Below are 18,121 nucleotides of genomic sequence, written 5' to 3'. Positions count from 1 at the left end.
TGGTGAAGAAGTGCCATGCAGATCGCTCAGCAGCGTCGTGGACGTTCGAACCAACCGATGGAACCGGCCCCTGTCGCGGGTCGTGTTCCTCCGCATGACCTCGACGCCGAGGCCGCGGTGCTCTCGGCTGTGCTCCTCGAGCGTGATGCGCTCGATCGAGTCCTCGAGATCCTGAAGCCGGAACACTTTTACAGTGACGCGAACAAGCGCATCTTCGAGGCGGCGACCGCGCTCGCTCTCTCCGGCACGCCGATCGACATCGTCTCCATAGCCTCCTGGCTACGCGATCGCGAGTGGCTCGCTCAGATCGGCGGCCCCAGTTATCTCGCACAGCTCGCCGATGCGACGCCCGCCGTGGCGCACGTCGCAGCGCACGCCAAGGTCGTCTCCGAAAAGTGGCGGCTGCGGCAGCTCATCGCCACCTGCCAGCGCGTCGCGGCCGAGGGCTACGGCGACGTCGGCACGGTGCAGGAGTTCATCGACAACGCCGAGCAATCGATCTACGCGCTCGCGCGCACCGCGCAGTCGACGAGCGTGCAGCCGATCGCGCAGGTCCTGAAGGCCGCGTTCGAGCAGATCACGGCCGCGGCCGAGCGTGGCGATCGCATCACGGGCATCTCCACGGGGTACGAGCGGCTCGATTCGAAGACCGCGGGCCTCCACGACGGTGATCTGATGATCGTCGCGGCGCGCCCCGGCATGGGCAAGACGTCGTTCGTTCTCAACATCGCCGTGAACGTCGCCTCGCCGCGCACGGTGGCCGCCGGCCCCGGCGAGCCGGACCATGGCTACGAGCGGCAGGAGCCCGGCTACGGCGTCTGCGTGTTCTCGCTCGAAATGCCGCGTGAGCAGCTCGCGAGTCGTATGGTCTGCACCGAGGGCCGCGTCGATCTCGGCAAGCTGCGCCAGGGCTTCTTGCAGCCGGACGACTGGCGCAGGCTCACCGAGAGCGCGTCTTATCTGTCGACGCTCCCGATCTGGGTCGACGACACGCCCGCGATCTCGCTCCTCGAGCTCCGCGCCAAGGTCCGCCGCATCCAGGCCGAATACAACCGCTCGGCGGGGCCGGGCCAGCCCGACAGGCGCGTGGGGCTCGTCATCATCGACTACCTCCAGCTCATGAAGGGCCGCGACGGCGTGACCAGCCGCGAGCAGGAGATCAGCGAGATCTCCCGAGGGTTGAAGCAGCTCGCCAAGGAGGTTCGTGTCCCCGTGATCGCGCTCTCGCAGCTCAACCGCTCCGTCGAGACCCGCACGAACAAGGACAACGGCAAGCGCCCTCAGCTCAGCGATCTCCGCGAGTCCGGCGCCATCGAGCAGGACGCGGACACGATCATGTTCATCTACCGCGACGAGTACTACAACCCGGAGACCACGAACGCGAAGGGCATCGCCGAGATCATCATCGCGAAGCAGAGGAACGGTCCCACGGGCAAGGTGCTCGTGCGGTTCGCGTCCTCGTACACGCGCTTCGACAACCTCGCGCCCGGCGACTACCCCGAGATGGTCGACGACGAGTGACGTCCCAAGATCCGGCGCGTTCGCGCGTCGGAGGCTCATCATGCCGCCCGGCTTCCCCCGCAAACGCCTCGCGATCGGAACTCTCTGTCTTGGCCTGACGGGCCTCGCCGCCTGCGTCGAGCCGATCCAGAACGGCGGCGTCGTCATGTACGGCGGCGAGAGCGAACGTGTCGCCGCGATGTGCCGCTTTCGCCGCGGCGCCGAGGGCAAAGCCGGGTTCTGCGCGCCGGAGCCGGAAGCGCCCGCCGCGGTCAACCTCGCGCGGATCGGAGGCGACAAGAAGCCGTTCGCGGGCGCGCTCGTGGAGGCGAAGGCGGGGGATGTCCTCGTCGACAACGGCGCGATCGCGGCGGTGATCAGCGCCTCGGACGGCGCGCTCGTGGACGCGGCCGACGCCGAGGTCCGCGAGGACGCGTTCGGGCGTGTCGCGACGTGCCTCGGCGCGCCGCTCGGCTGCTTGACCGGCGTGACGATGAGCTTCTCGCAAGGGCGTGACGGATCGGCGCAGATCCTCGCGCGTGGCCACGCCGAGGGGGATCCGCGCGTGACGATCGCTACGCGGTACATGCTCGTCCCGGGCGCGCGCGTGATCCTCGTGTCGACCCTGATCGCCTCGAAGGCCGACGAGCCCGTTGTCATCCCGAGCCTCGGAGACGCCGTCCACTGGGGCGCGGCCGAGCCTGTGCCCTCGGTCGGCAAAGAGCCATCACCCCCCGCGAACGCCGTGGCCGAAGCCCCGTTCGCGGCTGCGCTCGCGAGCTCCGTCGCGTACGCGATCGCGCCCGCCGGCGATCGACCCACGCTCGAGATCGAAGGCGCCGCGGGGACGACGAGCCTTCGCTTTGGCCGCAACGTCACGCTGCCGCCCGGCGGCTCGGCGCGCTACGAGCGTCTCTTCGTGGTGGCCCCGCGTGGCGACACGCTCGGCGTGCTCACCGAGCTCGCCCTCGTCCGCGAGGAGCGCGTCCCGGGCGCGATCGAGCTTCGTTTCGTCGACGAAGCAGGCAAGCCGTTTCCTCCGCCCGCGGATGCGCGCGTCGAGCTCCTGTCCCCGCGGGATACGCTCGTCCCCTTCCTTCGGATCGGTCCTTCCGTTGCGGAAGCCGGCGTCGCCGCCGAGGCGCCTCCCGGCGCGTACGAGCTCGATCTCCGCGGAAAAGGCCTGCGCGCGCTCGCCCGCGTCCCGATCGAGGTCAAGTCGGGCGAGGTGACGCAGGCGACGATCGTCGTGGGCGCAGAACCTGCGCCCGTGCCTGCGCAGGGCACCCCCGAGGGTGGTACGCCCGCGCCCTGACCGCGGCGGCTCCCCGCCCGACCCAAGGAACTGTGCCCGCGCGCGCCTCCGCCGTGGGTTCGTCCGCACGGACGTGCTACGAAAAAAAAGCGCGTTCCATGGTGGATCGGCTCGGCAGAGAACGGCTCCTCGAACTCACGCTCGCGGGCACGCCCCAAAGGGCCCTCGCGTCGCTCGCCGCGGCGTCGCCCGAGGACACGTCCGACCTCGCCGCGCTGCATGAAGACCTCGCGCTCGTCGCGCACGCCGCGCCGCCCGTCGAGCCGCCGAAGCGCTTGCGCGAGCGCCTCCTCGCGACGCGTCCGCGACCACGCGGCCCGAGGCGGCCCGTGCTCGTCGTGCTCGACATGATCAACGACTACCTCACGCCTGGCCGCCCGCTCGAAGTCCCGCGCGCGCGTGACGTGGTGCCGGCGGTGAAGAAGCGCATCACGTGGGCGCACGAGAAAAACGTTCCCGTGATTTACGTGTGCGACGCACACGAGCCCGACGACGAGGACTTCCGCGACTGGCCGCGCCACGCCGTCGCCGGCACCACGGGCGCCGAGGTGTGGCCCGAGATCGCGCCCTCGCCCGGCGATCACGTCGTGCACAAGCGGACGTACAGCGCGTTCACGGGCAGCTCCTTCGGGCCGCTGCTCGACGAGCTCCACGCCGATCAGATCATCCTCACGGGTTGCTCGACCGAGATCGGCATGTTCGCCACCGCGAAGGATGCGCTCGAGCGTGGGTTCGTCGTGACGATCCCGCCCGACTGCCAGGCGGGCACGAGTGTCGTGGCCGAGCAGGTCACGCTCGTGACCCTCGCGGCGCTCGCGCCGTTCGAGCCGCGTTACCTACGCGCCGCGCGTTGAAGAACTCGCGCGCCGCGTGCGAAGCGGCTCGCCTTGCTCCATGATCGCCGCGCCCGTGATCCGCACCGAGCTCCTGCCCTTCGACCCACCGGCCATCGCGCGCGCGGCCGCGCTCCTCCGCGGCAAGCGTCTCGTCGCCTTCCCGACCGAGACCGTCTACGGCCTCGGCGCGCGCGCCGACGAACCTTCCGCCGTGCGTTGCATCTTCGAAGCGAAGGGTCGTCCCGCGACGAACCCGCTCATCGTGCATGTCGCCGACGTCGCCGAGGCACGCGCGCTCGCGCTCGACTTTCCGCCCGTCGCCGAGCGCCTCGCTGAGCTCTTCTGGCCGGGCCCGCTCACGCTCGTCGTCACGCGCAGGCCGGGCGCCGTCGCCGACGAGGTCGCGGCCGGCGGACCCACCGTTGCGCTCCGCGTGCCTGCGGCTCCCGTCGCGCGCGCTCTCCTCGAAGCGTGCCGTTTGCCCATCGCGGCGCCGAGCGCGAACCGCACGACCTCGCTCTCGCCAACGACGGCCGAGCACGTCCTCAAATCGCTCGGCGGACGCATCCCGCTCGTGCTCGACGGCGGCCCTTGCCGTCACGGCATCGAGTCCACGATCGTCGACGTCTCGCGCAGCCCTGCGGTTCTTTTACGCCCGGGCGCCATCTCCCTCGACGAACTGCGTCGTCACGTCGACGTCGTCGATCCCGGTGCGATCACCGTCTCGCTCGACGAACGCGCGCCCGCGCCGGGCACCTCCGCGCGGCACTACGCGCCTCGTGCCACGCTCGTCATCGTGCCTGCCGACGAAGCGCGCGCCGAGATCGCGAAGCGCCGCGCGGCGGGCCTCGTCACGGGCGCCGCGCTCCGTGCGCCCGGCACCGCGCTCGATCCTCCCGTCGAGATCTTGCCCGCGGACCCCGAAGGTTACGCGGCCGCGCTTTATGCGGCGCTCCATCGACTCGACGATGCTGGCTGCGAAAGTGTCGTGGTCGAAGCACCTCCGGCGGGCTCTGCGTGGGCTGCCGTCCACGATCGCCTGCGCCGCGCCTCTTCGGCTTGAGCGCGGGAATTGCTGACGCCTCCTCGTGGGTTGTGGCAAAACGAGGGAGTCGGCTCTTGGGATGACGAAGCTCGTGGTTCGTTCGGATCAAAAGGCACCGCGTCTCGCGATGACGTGCATCGCGGCGATCGTGCTCGCAGCCGCGACGCAGGCCCACGCGGGGCCGCTCCTCGATCAGCCGCCCAAGCTCTACACCTTCAAGCTCGACGACCCGTCCGCGCCGCGCCTCGGCCTCCTGCGGTCGTACCTCAACGCCGAGGTCGAGAGCCCCGGCCCGCTGCGCCGCTACATCTGGGGGCCCTTCGGTCAGTGGCGGAACGAGCCGTGGTGGCAACTCGCGTGGCGCCCCGCGCAGGCCGCGGACGACGCCGCGGACGAACCCCACGACGAGCACGACGACCTCCACGCGTTCGCATCGAGCCGCGTTCGTCTCCTCGACGTCGAGCCCGCGGCCGGCGCGGCGCTCCCGTTTTTCCGCGCGGCCTCCGAGGGCGCGGAGCTCCTTCGCATCGAGCCCGACGTCCTGCCGTCCTGGTCGTGGAACGGCCTCGATCCCGCGCGTGCACCTGCGTTCCTTGCGTCCACTGGACCGAGCTTCGCTTCGAACGGCTTCGACTCGCTCTGGGCCCCGCCGCCGAAGCCCGTCCGCGACTGGCGATGCCGTCGTCGCCCCGTGACCTTCGTCCGCGGACCCGGCGAGCGTGACGTCTTCCCGCTCGTGCGTTGTGACGGATCCGTCGCCCCCGAGGCCCTCGATCGCCTCTCGCTCATGATGCGCCCGGCCGACGTCGCGCGCCCCGCGGACCTCCTTCCCGACGAGCCCGATCCCGAGGCCGTGCGCAAAGGCGAGTGGATCTCCGACGTGCGCCTCGTGCACCCGCGCCTGCTCTGGGCGCTGCAGCGCATCGCCGACTCGTTCCCGTGGCGGCCGATCTACATCTACAGCGGCTATCGCCCCGGCGCGAAGGTCGCGGGCACGAGCCACCAGAGCATGCACGCGGCCGCGCGCGCCGCGGACATCCAGGTCCACGGCATCCCGAACGCCACGGTCTTCCAGCTCTGCCGCACCCTCGACGACGTCGGCTGCGGCTTCTATCCGAACAGCAAGTTCGTCCACGTCGACGTGCGCAGGCCCGGCACGGGACACGCGCTCTGGATCGACGCGTCCGGCCCCTCCGAGCCTCCGCAGTACGTCGACTCGTGGCCGGGCGTGCTCGAGAAGGGCGGCATGGCCTGGGCGCCTGCGCACGCCACGCCGGGTGTCGTGGAGTGGTCCGGACGGCTCCCGTCCGGGGCAAGCATGCCTGCGCCGCCGCGGTACGGCGGGCCTCCGTAGCGCGCGCCTCGCGCGTCCGCGCGCGCGAGCCACCACGCGAAGAATTCGTTACGCTCCTCTTCGTGCGCGCTTTGCTTCGCTGGTTCTTGTTTTTCGGCGTGCCCCTCGGCGTCGCCCTCGCGCCGCTCGCGTGTGACGACAGCGGCTACCCCGTGATCATCGGCCTTCCGGGTGATCCCGGCGACGCCGGTCCCTCCTCCGACGGCGGCTCGGCCGACGCCTTCCCGGACGGCGACGCCGGCGATCCCGACGCACCGGATGTCCCCTCCGCGCCCGTCTGGATTGGCCTCACGCCGACGCCCATGGGTGATGGACCGCCGAAGCCTGGCGACGTGATCACGGCGCGGCTCGGCGCGCTCGCGCTCGGCGCGCGGGCCACGATGGTGCGACGCACGCCGATGGAGCTCGCCACGGAACAGGGCGTCCAAGCGCTCGCCGAGGAGGCTGCCTTCTTCAACAGCCGCGGCGTCGTCCTCGGCTTCTCGCTCGTCATCGTCGATCGCGCTGCCCTGCACCTCCCGCCCGAGCTCGCGGACATGCCTTGGACCGCGCCCGAGGTCCTCTCCTTCGCGCACGCCTCGATTGACGCGGCGCTCTCGGCGCTCGGCCCCTCGGCGCGTTTCTTCGTGCTCGGCCGCGACGTCGACGTTCGCCTCGCGGCTCACCCCGACGAGCGCGCGGCCTTCGAGCTCTTCGCGAGCGACGTCCTCGACTACGTCCGCGCACATCCGCTCGCCGCGCCGGACATCCGCGCGGGCGTGGGCTTTTCGTTCGAGGGCGTGTCCGCTCCGGATCCCTCGTTCTTGCCGCTGCTCGACGCGAGCGACGTCGCGGTCGCTTCGTACCTCCCTGGCCTTGGCGCCGCGGAGGCGGGGCGTGCGAGCGACATCTCCGCGCATGCCGACACGATCCTCGCGCATGCTGCGGACAAGGCCGTGGTGCTCGAATCCGTGGGGTCTCCGAGCTCGTCCGTCGTCGGGGGATCGGAGGACAAGCAGGCGCTCTTCCTCGAGACGTTCTTCGGCGCGCTTGCGCCCAGGCGGGATCGCTTCGTGTTCGTGAACATCGAAGCGCTGCACGACCTTGGTCCCGTCCGGTGCGGAGAGCGCGTGGCCGTCTTGGGCGAGCCTGCAGACGGACCCTACGCAGCTTATGCATGCTCGCTCGGGCTCTTCACCGAGCAGGGTCAGGAAAAGGCCTCCTGGAAGGCGTTTCTGAACGGTGCGGCCGCGTTCGCGTCACCGTGATCCGTGTTGTAAGGTATCCACATGGGCGACGCGCAAAGTCTGGTGGGCAAGATCGCTGCGATGCAGGACTACGCCCTGTATCGGGACCTGTCTTGGGAAGGGAGCTTCGAGGAGTACCTGGCGCTCATTCGCAAGCAGCCGCAAGTCACGCGCAACGCGTTCCAGCGTGCGTACGACATGATCATTCGGTACGGGACCGAGGAGTACACCGACAACAAGAAGAAGCTCGTCCGGTACAACTTCTTCAAGGACGAACTGAACGGCGGACAGGACGCCATCTACGGCCTCGACATCCCGCTCATGCGCCTCGTGCACGTGCTCAAGGCGGCGGCGGAAGGCTACGGCCCCGAGAAGCGCGTCATCCTGCTCCACGGCCCTGTCGGTTCTTCGAAGTCGACGATCGCGCGGCTCATGAAGAAGGGCATCGAGCACTACTCGATGTCTCCGGACGGAGCGCTCTACACGTTCGACTGGGTGAACCTCGACGGCGTCGGCATGGCGGGCCCCGAGAGCGGTCGCTTCAAGTGCCCGATGCATGAGGAGCCCTTGCGCCTCATCCCGCCCTCGTGGCGCGATCGCGCGATCAAAGAGCTCGAGCTCAGTAACCCCACGTTCAACGTGCGCGTCGACGGTGATCTCGATCCGGCCTGCCGCTTCATCTTCAACAAGCTGATGGAGCGGTACGGCGGCGACTGGGGCAAGGTCATGCAGCACATCCGCGTGCGTCGCCTCGTGCTCAGCGAGAAGGACCGCATCGGCATCGGGACCTTCCAGCCGAAGGACGAGAAGAACCAGGACTCGACCGAGCTCACGGGCGACATCAATTACCGCAAGATCGCCGAGTACGGCTCGGACTCGGATCCGCGCGCGTTCAACTTCGACGGCGAGTTCAACATCTCGAACCGCGGCGTCGTCGAGTTCATCGAGGTGCTCAAGCTCGACGTCGCGTTCCTCTACGACCTGCTCGGCGCGTCGCAGGAGCACAAGATCAAGCCGAAGAAGTTCGCGCAGACGGACATCGACGAGGTCATCCTCGGCCACACGAACGAGGCCGAGTACAAGAAGCTCCTCTCCAACGAGTTCATGGAGGCCCTGCGCGATCGCACGATCAAGATCGACATCCCGTACATCACGAAGGTGTCGGAGGAGATCCGAATCTACGAGAAGGACTTCAACCGCGACAAGATCCGCGGCAAGCACATCGCCCCGCACACCCTCGAGGTGGCGGCGATGTGGGCCGTGCTCACGCGGCTCGAGGATCCGAAGAAGCACAACCTCTCGCTCGTGCAGAAGATGAAGCTCTACGACGGCAAGGTCCTGCCGGGCTACACGCAGGACACCGTGAAGGAGCTGCGCAAGGAGGCGCCGCGCGAGGGCATGGAGGGCATCAGCCCGCGCTACGTGCAGGACAAGATCTCGAACGCGCTCGTGAACGACATCGGCGAGGGCACGATCAACCCGTTCATGGTGCTCTCCGAGCTCGAGAAGGGCCTGCGCCACCACTCGCTCATCTCGAGCGACGAGCAGCGCAAGCGCTATGGCGAGTGCATCGGCATGGTGAAGCGCGAGTACGAGGAGATCGTCAAGAACGAGGTCCAGCGCGCCATCAGCGCCGACGAGGACGCGATCCAGAAGCTCGCGGCGAACTACATCGACTCGATCAAGGCCTACACCTTGAAGGAGAAGGTCAAGGATCGCTTCACCCGCGAGGACGTCGAGCCGGACGAGCGGCTCATGCGCTCGATCGAGGAGAAGATCGACATCCCCGAGAACCGGAAGGACGACTTCCGCCGCGAGATCATGAATTACATCGGCGCGCTCGCGGTCGACGGCAAGAAGTTCGAGTGGCACACGAACGACCGCCTGCGCCGCGCGCTCGAGCTCAAGCTGTTCGAGGATCAGAAGGACGCGATCAAGCTCCAGACCCTCGTCTCCAGCGTCATCGACAAGGAGACCCAGGAGAAGATCGACATCATCAAGACGCGGATGATCAAATACTTCGGTTACAACGAAGTCTCCGCGCGCGACGTCCTCGACTACGTCGCGAGCATCTACGCCCGCGGCGATACCAAGTAGCCCCGTCTCCGGAAGCGCGTCCCGAGGCTCCCCGCTCCCACCGAGCGGGGAGCCTTTTTCATTTTGCCGCGGTGCGCTGTGAGCCCAGCGCCACACTCGAATACACGCGAAACCTCGCGAAAGGCCCTCGCTGCGCAGCCGCCTTCGCGCTACGCAAAACCCATTTCGCGGCAATTTTCGCGGATCTCCCCATTGGGGCCTGGTCTTTTCCAGGTTATAGATCGTTCATGCGACGCCTCGGCGCGCTCCTTGGTTCGTCCCTCTTCCTGTTGTTTTCCGCGGGCTGCGGCGGATACATCGGCAGCGCCCAGCGCGCATACCAGGATGGCCGTTACCTCGAAGCGGCCGAGAAGCTCGGGGATCACGAGGACGAAGTCGCCGAGCTCTCGCCGCGCAAGCAGGTGAGTTACGGGCTGTATCTGGGGCTTTCCCTGATCATGCTCGGGGACCACGACGGCGCCGAGCGCTGGCTCGACTTCACCGAGCAGGTCGAGGCGCAGCGCCCCGGGACCTTGCGGCCCGAGGAGAAGCAAAAGCTCCAGGATGCGCGCGGGCGCCTCGCCGGCATCGAGGAGAAGGCCAAGGAGCAGAGCGTGAGCGAGGAGCCTGCCCAGGACGCGCCGCTCCTCCGCACCGTTCGACAAATCGAGCCCGCGCCTTAGCTGCCGCTACGAAGCGTCCTTTTCGAGCTTCGCGCGCAGGCGTGACACGCTCTGCTCCAGCGACGAGACGACGCGCCGGAGATCGCGCACCTCGTCCGAGGTCGCGAGGCCCATCGACTTCGCGAACGCTTCTTTTTGCTCCGTCGTGAACGTCGACACCCGCCCGGGCATGCTCATCGCCGTCATCACGAGCTTCATGAAGCGCTCGTCCTGCATGAGCTTCGCGACCTGCGGGCTCGCCGCGAGCTTCATCCCCTCGGAGACGATTCGATCCTTGATGGACATGGCCCGAGCCTAGCAGACCCGCGCGACCTCCGGGGTTCAGCGAGGGCGGCCTCCGGCCCCCGTCCTCCCCTAAAAGCGTGGGTTCGATTTGCGTTTGTGGTTACGTTTGTCACAGTCCTGCAGAGCCATTTGCGCCGGATTTTTCCCGCGCGTGTGCTCGGGAGGGGAGCGAATGCACTCGAACGGCCTCGCCAATCGCTGCGTACCGGGCGTTCCTGAATCCGACGACGATCCGCCGTCGACCCAGCCCAGGACCCAGCGCTCGGCCGAGGCGTTGCCCGATTCCACGGTCCTGCTTTGCGTCCATGTCACGCCCCCGGATGCGCGCATTTATCTCGACGATACGCTGATCTCGATCGGGCCGCATCGCGGGCGCATTCCGTGCGAGCTGCGCTGGCGGGTCCTGCGCGCCATTTCGCCGGGCTACGTCCCGTGGGCCGAGGTCATCATGCCCGTCACCGACATCACCGTGGCCGTGGCCCTCGGGCGCAAGGCAGAATCGACGCCGCCGCCGCCGCGCCCGATCCGCGTCGTCCTCCGCCAGCCCGAGGAACCCGCGCCGGATTCGGCGCCCCCGTCCTCCACCGATCCGCTGGCGATCACCGTCAACTGGTGAATGCAATCTTTGCGCGCGGGGGCGCGGCGCGCGAGGCCGTGCCGAGCCCCCGCGCGTTTTCCTCGATCGGTCTTTCTTCAATGGGCGACGCGCGCGCCGAGCCACCGCGCGAGCAGTGGCCATACCGTGTGCGTCGAGCGGCTGCCCATGATCAGATCGATGTGCCCTTGCGGGAATATGCGGTACGTCTTGTCCCGCGAGCGGCTCGATCGATACGCGGGCTCCACCGACGCCGGCGGCGCGAGGTCGTCGCTCTCGCCCGCGACCACGAGCAGCGGCACGTCCATCGCCTCGAAGCCCTCGACGAATCCGGACAAACCGCCGAGCCGATGCCCGCTCTGCCGCGCCTCCGCCGCCGCGAGGAACATGTTCCGGAGCACCGTGATGCTGCCGCTATCCATCGCCAGCGACATGTGCTGCGAGAGCACCACGGGCTCCATCGATCCGGGCCGGAAGCCGCGGATCGGCAGGGGGAAAATGGGGCTCTCCACGAGCACGCGCGCGAGCCTGACGACCTCGCCGAAGGCGCGCAGCCCGAGCGCGCCATGCCCGAACGACATGCGCCGGTCCACGGCGAGGAGCACGTGCCCCGCCAGCGTGAGCGGCAGCGAGCCGCGCGTGAAATGGTACGGGCTGCCGAGGGTCACGACGCCCGCCACCGCGCCGTGGGCGAGCGGCGCCGACGCGTAACTGACGAGCCCCCCGAGCGAGTGCCCCAGGAGGAACACCGGCCGCGGACCGGCGAGGCGCTGCACCTCTTCGAGCGCCCAGGGCACATCTTGCTTCACGAACTCGCTCACGTCCGTCGGCCGCCGCGCGCCGAGATGTCGGGAACGGCCGTGGCCACGCAGGTCCAGATTGAAGACGTCGAAGCCCTCGCGGGCCAGGTAGTTCGAGAGGCTCCGGGCGGGCAGATGCCAGGCGTACCGATTCTGCCCGTAGCCGTGAATGAGGAGCACGCTCCCTCGTGTCCCGCCGAGCTCCGCTGAGCGCTTTCGTACCATCGCCAGCGGAATCCCGTCATCGGCTGCGCCCCCCCGTACGATGCACAGCTCCTTCACGAAACGCCCGCGCGCGTCGCGATCGATCGCCTGTTCGACCCGGAGTTGATGCAGGATCATCGGTACCCTCCGATTACCTACAAGAATGTGCCGAGCATGCAACGCGCCGAGCACTTCCCGGTCATTCGGGGCTTGCGCGCGCCTTCGTTTTCCCGGAAAACCGGGAAGCCGCGCGATGCAGATCCCGAAATGGATGGCACGTGCACGTCTTCAGGTGGGATGGATCACTCCTTGGGCCTCTTGGCGGGTTGTGCGTCGGGGGGGGCTTTCAAGACGGGCGGGCTCGTGTACTGTCTCGGCGTCCTTCTTCTTCTTCGAACACACCGACGAAAGAGCGTCCCATGTTCCAGAAGGCCCTGCTTGCACGCTTCGCCCTCCTGACCCTTGGCGCGTCCCTCTTCGTGACCGGCACCGCGTATGCGCAGGCCTCCGAGGACGGGTTCGACAAGGACGCCGAAGATACGCTGGCCGGAAAGGCGAACGACAAGGAGGAGGCGGCGGCCGGCGACAAGATGCCGGGCGAGAAGGAGAAGAAAACGGCGGAGAGCGGCGACACCGGGATCTGGGACACGACAGAGGATCCCACGAAGGCGTACCGCTACGTCGGCCTCCGCTACCGCCACGCCATCATCCCGAAGGGGATCCTGAACATCTTCCTCGACGGCGGCGCGACGGTGGGCGTGCCGATGGGGGGCCTCGAGTTCGGCACGCGCCGCGACAGGCTCGAATACATCTTCTCGCTCTCGTACGCCGACTACTCGAGCGCCGAGATGCTCTTCAAAGGCAAGGCCCAGCCGGACACGGCGTACGAGCGCGTGCAGAGTGATCTCGCCGTGATTTTCGGCAAGGTCGAGATCCTCTACGAAGTGCCGCTCGACAAGCGGAGCCGCTTCTCCCTGCTCTTCGGCGGCGGCGTGGGCATCGGCGGCGTGATCGGTGATCTCTATCGGCGGCAGGTCTACCCGGGCTCGGGGAACGATCCCGGGGTCCCGTCGCAGTGGAACGACTGCACGGCCCAAGGCGAGCCGGACGGCATCTACTGCGCGAACGACAACGGCCACTTCGGCAACTACGCCGAGCCGAGCTGGGCGAACGGCGGCTCGAAGCCCTTCATTTTCCCGTGGATCGCCCTTCCGCAGGTGAGCTTCCGCTACAAACCCATCAAGATGCTCCAGGCGCGCGCCGACGTGGGCTTCGCCATTAGCTCGGGCGTGTACTTCGGCGCCAGCATCGACTACATCCTCTAAGCTAAGGAAGAGGAGCCCAGGGAACGTTGCAGCTCCCGCCCCGATACGAGCCTATCGCACCCCTTGGCAAGGGCGGCGGTGGAGAGGTCTGGTCCGCGAAAGACCGCATCACCGGCGTGACCGTCGCCGTGAAGGTCCTCGCCGAGGGCGCGAACGAGGCGGAAATGCTCGCCCTCGTCCGCGAAGCCGTCGCGCTCTCCGGCCTCGAAGGCCTCGGCGTGCCGCGCATCCTCGGCTTCGGACGTCTGCCGAACAGCCGCCGCGCGTACCTCGTGCGGGAGCTCGTGGTCGGCAAGAGCCTGGCCGCGCGGTTCGCCGAACCCGATGAGCCCCTCGAGATCCTCGACGCGATCGCGCAGGCCGCCGATCAGCTCACGCGGCTCCACCGTGCGCTCTTGCTGCACGGCGATCTGAAGCCCGCGAACATCATCGTCGGGCCGGACGGCAAGGCGACGCTCGTCGACCTCGGGCTCGCGGCGAACTTCCGCGAAGGCGGCGAGCTCCCGTCGGGCATGACGCCGCGGTACGCCGCCCCGGAGCTGCTCTCGGGCGCGCCGCTCGGCGTGCGCGTGGAGATCTACGCGCTCGGCGTCACGCTGCGCGAGGCGCTCGTGGCGGTCGGGCCCGCGCTCGATCCGGCCGTCGTATCGGCGCTCGAAGACGTCGAGCGTCGCGCCACGGCGGCCGATCCGACGAGCCGCTTCCCGAGCGCGGACGAGCTCGCGAGCGCCATCCGCCGCGCCGCCTCCCTGCCGATGCCCGAATCGTTCGCCTCGCGTGACGCGCTCGTCTGGCCGATCGTCGGTCTCGACGAGCATGCCGCCGCGCTCGACGCGCAGATCGAGGCGTTGCGCTCGGGCGGCGGCATCGTGGTCACGGGTCTGCCGGGCGCGGGCAAGAGCACGCTTCTTCGACGCGTCGCGTGGTGGCTCGGCGTGAAGGGACGCGGCGTGGCCTGGGTCGAGGCCGCGGTCGCGCCCGATCCGGGGCACGCGATGGATCTCGAGCTCGTGGGGGCGGGAGAGCCGCAAGGTGCGATCGTCCTCGTGGATGACGCCGATCGCCTCGCCAAATCCGACCTGACGCGCCTCGCGTCGCTGCGCGAGGCCGGCGCCCGCGTCGTCGTGACCTTCGACCCCGAGCGCCTGCCGAATCTGCCGGGCCCGACGCTCGAGCTCTTCGCCGTCCCGCCGCTCGACGAGTCGCGCGCGCGTGACCTCGTGCGCTCGGCGATCCCTTCGCTCGGCGACGTCGTCGCGGATCACGTGGCGCGGCGCGCGGGCCATTTGCCCGGGAAGATCCGCGCGATCGTCGAGGCGATCGCGCGCGCCCCCGTCGCGAGCCCTGCTGACGTCGATCGTCTCCTCGCCGAGGAGGACGAGCGCGGCACCGATCGCGAGCGCGCGATGAAGCTGCTCGATCGGGGCCACGTCGACGAGGCCGCCGAGGTGCTCGCGCGTCTCGAAGACGACCCCTCGCCGGCCGTGGCGATCGCCCGCGCGCGCCTGTTCACGAGCCGCGGCGATGCCATGCGCGCGATCGCCGAGCTTGAACGCGTGCACGACGAAGCCCTCGCGGCCGACGCCGAGATCGCAGCCTCGTATTGCCTCCACGCGTCGCGCGCGCTCCTCCGCGCCGGCGACTACGCGGGCGCCGAGACCCAGGCCGGCGCCGCGTCCGAACGCACGGGCCTCTCGGCGGCCGCGGACGACGCCGCCCCGCTGCCACGCGCGGAAGGCCGCCGCGCGCTCGCCATGCTTGCGATCGCCGCGGACGCGCTCGCCGTCTCGGGCCTCGCGCAGAGCTTTTCCGCGCGGCACGAGGACGCCAAGCGCACGCTCGCGCGCGCCGTCCGCCTCGCGCGCGCCGTCGGCGAGCCGCGGATCCTCTCCGTCGCGCTTGGCTCACTCGCCTTCGCGCTCCAGCGTGACGATCAGCTCGACCCCGCCAAGGCCGCTTACGAAGAAGCCCTCACCGCGGCGGAGCAAGCCGGTGACGCGGGCAGCGTGGCCACGACACGCTTGAACCTCGCGGGCATCGCCAAGGGGCAGGGCGACCTCGCGGCCGCGCTCATGCACCTCGAAGCGGCGGTCGACATGGGCCACCGCTCGGGCCGTGTCCCCACGCTTCGCCAGGCGCTCCTCAACCTCGCGAACCTGGAGCTCTACCTTGGCCGACTCGCGCGGGCGCGCGTCTCCATCGACCAGCTCGCGCTCCAGCGCAGCGAGCTCGGCCTGAGCCAACGCGCGCAGCTCCTCTCGCTCGAAGCCGAACATGCCGCGCGCTCCGGAGATCCCGCCGCGGCCGAGCGCCTCTGCCGCGCGTGTGCCGAGAGCTGGGAGAGCCTCGGCCGGGGCGTCGACGCGGCCGAAGCGCGGCTCGAACGTGTCCTTATCGCGCCTGTGACCCCCAGCGATGACGTGCACGATCTCGAAGCCGAGATCGAGCGTGCATCCGCGGCGCTCGGGGGCGGCTCGGCGCATCGCCCGCTCCTCTCGCTCGCGCGCGGCCGCGTGGCCACGCTTCGCGGTGACGAACGACAGGCCGCGGCGCATTGCGAGGAGGCGCTCGAAGCGGCGCGCGCCTCGGGCCAGAAGGACTTCATCGCCCGCGCCCTCGAAGCGCGCGCGGCCCTGCACGAGGACGGCGGCAAGCCCATGCTCGCGCGCCGTGATCGGGAGGCCGCGCTCGCCGTCCTCGAGGAGATCGCCTCGGTCTTGCCGCGCGACCTGCGCGAGGTCTTCTGGGACGACCCGCGCCGCCGCGCCCTGCGCGCGCTCTGCATGCCCTCCGTGCACACGCCGCAGCAGGCCACGACGGCCGCGTCGCCGAACGCCTCGCCTTCGAGCACGCTCGCGGCGATCCGCAAGGCTCCCACGGAGGAGCGCCTCGCGCGCATCCTGGAGATCAACCGCGCCATCGCGGGCGAGGTCGATCTCGCGCGCCTGCTCGAGAAGGTCACCGATCACGCGATCGCCCTGCTCGGCGCGGAGCGTGGCTTCGTCATCCTGAAGAGCACGCAGCCGCGCGACGAGGCCGATCCTTCGGCGCCGCTGCCCTTCGCGCTCTCGGTCCATGCCTTCCGCGGCCGTGAGGGCGACGACGCGCACGCGCGGTTCTCGCAGTCGATCGCCGAGCGTGTCGTCCATGTCGGCGAGCCCATCGTCACGGTGAGCGCGCGCGAGGATGACCGCATGGCTGGGTATGTCTCGGTCCACCAGCTCATGCTCCAGTCGATCGCGTGCGTGCCCATCCGCGCGCGGGGTGGCGAGGTGATCGGCGCGCTCTACCTGGAGACGCGCCTCCGCCCTGCGATGGGCTTCACGGACGAGCTCCCCACGCTCGTCGCGCTCGCCGATCAGGTAGCGATCACCATCGAGACGGCGCGCCTCGTCGGCGAGAACGCGCGGCGCGCGCGCGAGCTCGAAAAGAAGAGCGAGGAGCTCGAACGGGCGAACCGCGACCTCGAGGCTGCCCGTGCCGAGCTCGAAGAGCTGCTCGGCCTGCGCACCGAGGAGCTCAAGGCCACGAAGCGTGACCTCCGCTCGGCGCGCGCGGTCATCAAGGGGCATTTCGGCTACGAGGGCCTCGTCGGCCGCAGCGAGGCCATGCGCCGCGTCTACGCGCTCATCGACCGCGTGAAGGACACGGACATCCCGGTCCTCGTCATCGGCGAAAGCGGCACGGGCAAGGAAGTCGTCGCGCGGGCCATCCACAATGCTGGCCCGCGCGCCAAGAAGCCTTTCGTGGGCATCAACGTCGGCGCCATTCCCGAGCACCTCCTCGAGAGCGAGCTCTTCGGCCACATGCGAGGCGCCTTCACCGGCGCCGACCGGGATCGCCGCGGCCTCTTCCGCGAGGCCGAGGGCGGCACGATCCTGCTCGACGAGATCGGCGAAATGCCGCCGAAGATGCAGGCCGGCCTCCTCCGCGTCTTGCAAGAAAAGGTCGTCCGCCCGGTCGGCGGCGCGCGCGAGGAGCCGGTCAACACGCGCGTCGTCGCCGCGACGCACCGGGATCTCGTGGCGATGACCGCGGCCGGCACGTTCCGCGAGGACCTCCTTTACCGCCTGCACGTCGTCGAGGTCCGCGTCCCGCCTTTGCGCGAGCGCATCGAGGACATCCCGATCTTGATCGACCATTTCCTCGGCATCTTTGCGGCTCGTTATGGTCGTGAGCGCCGGAGCGTCTCGCGGGCTGCGCTTCGCCGGCTGATGGGGCATAGCTGGCCGGGCAATGTGCGCCAGCTCGAGAACGTCCTCTTGAATGCGTGGGTCCTCTCCGATCAAGCGGAGCTCGAGCCCGAGGATTTCGAGCTCCCGGAGGCCCGCCTCGCCCCGCGCCCGCCCCCTCCGCCGGAGAGCCTCCGTGAAGGCCCGCGCAGCGTTTCGCCCGAGCCCTCGCGCAAGCTCTCCTCGCTCGAAGCCCACAAGGCCGACGAGCGCGAGCGTATCCTCTCGGCGCTCCAGGCCTCGAACTGGAACCGCGTGAAGGCCGCGCGCCTCGTGGGTTTGCCCCGCCGCACGTTTTACAGGCGCCTCAAGGAGTACGGAATCCAATGACGACTGAGCCCGGTAACCTCGCCGCATTCGTGGACGGCGTCGCGCTGCCTGAAGAGGCGGCGCGCGACCTCTGGAAGCGCTTCAGCGAATGGATGGGCGAGCACAAGGGTGACATGGAGGGGTTCGGAAAGATCAACGGATACACGCAGATCACGCCCGAATTCAGGGGCGGGCGGGCCGTGCTGATCGCGTATACGAAGGAGCCGCCGCCCGCGCCGCCGCCGCAAAAGAAGCCGGCGGGGAAGGGGGGCGGACGTGGTCGCATGGGTGGCGGGGGTCGTCGAGGCGGCGGCGGAAGACGCTGAATTCGTTCGG

14 protein-coding genes are annotated in these 18,121 nt (G+C 69.3%); 12 read left to right on the top strand and 2 right to left on the bottom strand.

The genetic code is table 11. From position 1 onward, the window contains the following. Window positions 1–57: 57 nt before the first annotated feature. The 8 genes from dnaB (at window position 58) to KEG57_RS11760 (ending at window position 10,035) form a co-directional block, all read left to right on the top strand. The gene (gene dnaB, locus KEG57_RS11795) at window positions 58–1,521 is read left to right on the top strand and encodes a replicative DNA helicase (protein WP_272420018.1); all 1,464 of its coding nucleotides are present in this window, start codon (window positions 58–60) and stop codon (window positions 1,519–1,521) included. A gap of 40 nt (window positions 1,522–1,561) precedes the next feature. Further along, on the top strand, window positions 1,562–2,815 hold the full coding sequence (locus KEG57_RS11790) for a hypothetical protein (RefSeq protein WP_272420019.1): 1,254 nt from the start codon (window positions 1,562–1,564) through the stop codon (window positions 2,813–2,815). A 98-nt stretch (window positions 2,816–2,913) separates the two neighbouring features. After that, a complete protein-coding gene (locus tag KEG57_RS11785; protein WP_272420020.1) occupies window positions 2,914–3,669 on the top strand; it encodes a cysteine hydrolase family protein in 756 nt (251 codons plus the stop codon). 40 nt (window positions 3,670–3,709) lie between these two features. After that, entirely contained in the window at window positions 3,710–4,714 is a 1,005-nt protein-coding gene (locus tag KEG57_RS11780; RefSeq protein ID WP_272420021.1) for an L-threonylcarbamoyladenylate synthase, read from the top strand. A 61-nt stretch (window positions 4,715–4,775) separates the two neighbouring features. After that, window positions 4,776–6,050, top strand: coding sequence for a YcbK family protein (locus tag KEG57_RS11775; protein ID WP_272420022.1), 1,275 nt, complete (start codon window positions 4,776–4,778; stop codon window positions 6,048–6,050). Window positions 6,051–6,112: 62 nt separating this feature from the next. Further along, complete coding sequence (locus KEG57_RS11770; protein ID WP_272420023.1) at window positions 6,113–7,297, top strand: hypothetical protein; 1,185 nt, start codon at window positions 6,113–6,115, stop codon at window positions 7,295–7,297. Between the two features lie 21 nt (window positions 7,298–7,318). Further along, entirely contained in the window at window positions 7,319–9,373 is a 2,055-nt protein-coding gene (locus tag KEG57_RS11765; RefSeq protein ID WP_272420024.1) for a PrkA family serine protein kinase, read from the top strand. A 227-nt stretch (window positions 9,374–9,600) separates the two neighbouring features. Next, window positions 9,601–10,035 (top strand): hypothetical protein, encoded by a 435-nt coding sequence (locus KEG57_RS11760; RefSeq protein WP_272420025.1) that lies wholly within the window; start codon window positions 9,601–9,603, stop codon window positions 10,033–10,035. 6 nt (window positions 10,036–10,041) lie between these two features. On the opposite strand, the gene KEG57_RS11755 is transcribed toward KEG57_RS11760, so the two are convergent. After that, complete coding sequence (locus KEG57_RS11755; RefSeq protein ID WP_272420026.1) at window positions 10,042–10,320, bottom strand: hypothetical protein; 279 nt, start codon at window positions 10,318–10,320, stop codon at window positions 10,042–10,044. 172 nt (window positions 10,321–10,492) lie between these two features. On the opposite strand from KEG57_RS11755, the gene KEG57_RS11750 reads away from it, so the two are divergent. Further along, a complete protein-coding gene (locus tag KEG57_RS11750) occupies window positions 10,493–10,936 on the top strand; it encodes a hypothetical protein (RefSeq protein ID WP_272420027.1) in 444 nt (147 codons plus the stop codon). A gap of 77 nt (window positions 10,937–11,013) precedes the next feature. Here KEG57_RS11750 and KEG57_RS11745 read toward each other — a convergent pair whose 3' ends face one another. Further along, window positions 11,014–12,057 carry an alpha/beta hydrolase gene (locus KEG57_RS11745; protein WP_272420028.1) on the bottom strand — a complete coding sequence of 348 codons (1,044 nt, stop codon included), beginning with the start codon at window positions 12,055–12,057 and terminating at the stop codon, window positions 11,014–11,016. Window positions 12,058–12,338: 281 nt separating this feature from the next. On the opposite strand from KEG57_RS11745, the gene KEG57_RS11740 reads away from it, so the two are divergent. The 3 genes from KEG57_RS11740 to KEG57_RS11730 are packed head-to-tail and all read left to right on the top strand — an operon-like array spanning window position 12,339 to window position 18,111. After that, window positions 12,339–13,244, top strand: a complete 906-nt coding sequence (locus KEG57_RS11740) for a hypothetical protein (RefSeq protein WP_272420029.1) — start codon at window positions 12,339–12,341, stop codon at window positions 13,242–13,244. Window positions 13,245–13,270: 26 nt separating this feature from the next. Further along, a complete protein-coding gene (locus KEG57_RS11735) occupies window positions 13,271–17,806 on the top strand; it encodes a sigma 54-interacting transcriptional regulator (RefSeq protein ID WP_272420030.1) in 4,536 nt (1,511 codons plus the stop codon). After that, window positions 17,803–18,111 carry a hypothetical protein gene (locus KEG57_RS11730; RefSeq protein ID WP_272420031.1) on the top strand — a complete coding sequence of 103 codons (309 nt, stop codon included), beginning with the start codon at window positions 17,803–17,805 and terminating at the stop codon, window positions 18,109–18,111. Before KEG57_RS11735 ends, KEG57_RS11730 begins: the two co-directional genes overlap by 4 nt. The last annotated feature ends 10 nt before the right edge of the window (window positions 18,112–18,121 follow it).

The sequence above is a fragment of the Polyangium jinanense genome (assembly GCF_028435365.1).
This window is presented reverse-complemented; position numbering and strand designations above follow the sequence as displayed.